The organism is Sphingomonas segetis, from assembly GCF_009720245.1.
In the GTDB taxonomy this organism is placed as follows: domain Bacteria; phylum Pseudomonadota; class Alphaproteobacteria; order Sphingomonadales; family Sphingomonadaceae; genus Sphingomicrobium; species Sphingomicrobium segetis.
This window is the reverse complement of record NZ_WJSQ01000306.1, coordinates 1-790: the sequence shown is the minus strand read 5'-3', so window position 1 is coordinate 790 and position 790 is coordinate 1. Positions and strand designations below refer to the sequence as shown.

1 protein-coding gene and 1 tRNA gene are annotated in these 790 nt (G+C 70.1%); one reads left to right on the top strand and one right to left on the bottom strand.

What is annotated here, in order from left to right:
* Positions 1-244 precede the first annotated feature (244 nt).
* Positions 245-320: transfer RNA gene (locus GH737_RS14940), tRNA-Ala, on the bottom strand.
* A gap of 225 nt (positions 321-545) precedes the next feature.
* Here GH737_RS14940 and GH737_RS15955 point away from each other — a divergent pair.
* A partial coding sequence (locus GH737_RS15955; RefSeq protein WP_230558861.1) for an SWFGD domain-containing protein occupies positions 546-790 on the top strand: 245 nt, incomplete at its 3' end.

Here is a 790-nt window from a genome sequence, read left to right as displayed (position 1 = left end):
CGCCCTCGTCCACGAAGCCTTCGCCGGCGATAGCGGACGGGCGTGCACAGCGACGAGCCCGTCGCCGGCGTGCAGTGGGCCGGACCGGCGATCAACGCCGACGCGGCGATGGCGGTCACGACGGCGCGCGTTGCGCTGGTGTTTCATCGGTGCCTCTGCTGCGGCCGCATTCCGCGACCGCCAGGCGTTCGCGTCATGCTTGGCGAGGCTGGCTCCCCAGCCGAAGCGGCCTGGCCGCGAAGGCTGGTGGAGCTGAGGGGAATCGAACCCCTGACCTCTGCAGTGCGATTGCAGCGCTCTCCCATCTGAGCTACAGCCCCGCGCCTCCAGCCGGCCGCCGGACCTCTGGGGTCCGGACGTGTGGGAGCGGCTCCCCTAGCGGCTTGTTTCCCCCCTTGCAACGCTTGTCCCGCCTGCGTGTCGGCCCGCCGATTTCAGGCGCCGTCCGCCGCTCCGGACAGGAACGGCGGGGAGCGCCCGTTCGTTTCTTTTGCGACTTCGAAGGCCGGTACTGCCGGCCATTTTCAGCACGCAAAGGAGGAAACATGGCTTACGACCGCTACGATCGCGACGAACGCTCGCGATGGGCCCATGACCATGACGACCGCAACTGGCGCGGCGAGGACCGAGACCGGGGCCGCGACGAACGCGGCTTTTTCGAGCGCGCGGGCGACGAGATCTCGTCCTGGTTCGGCGACGAGGAAGCCGAGCGGCGCCGGCGGCAGGACACGCGGCGCGACGAGCGCATGGGCGGGAGCGACCGCGACTATGATCGCGGCTACGGGCGCGA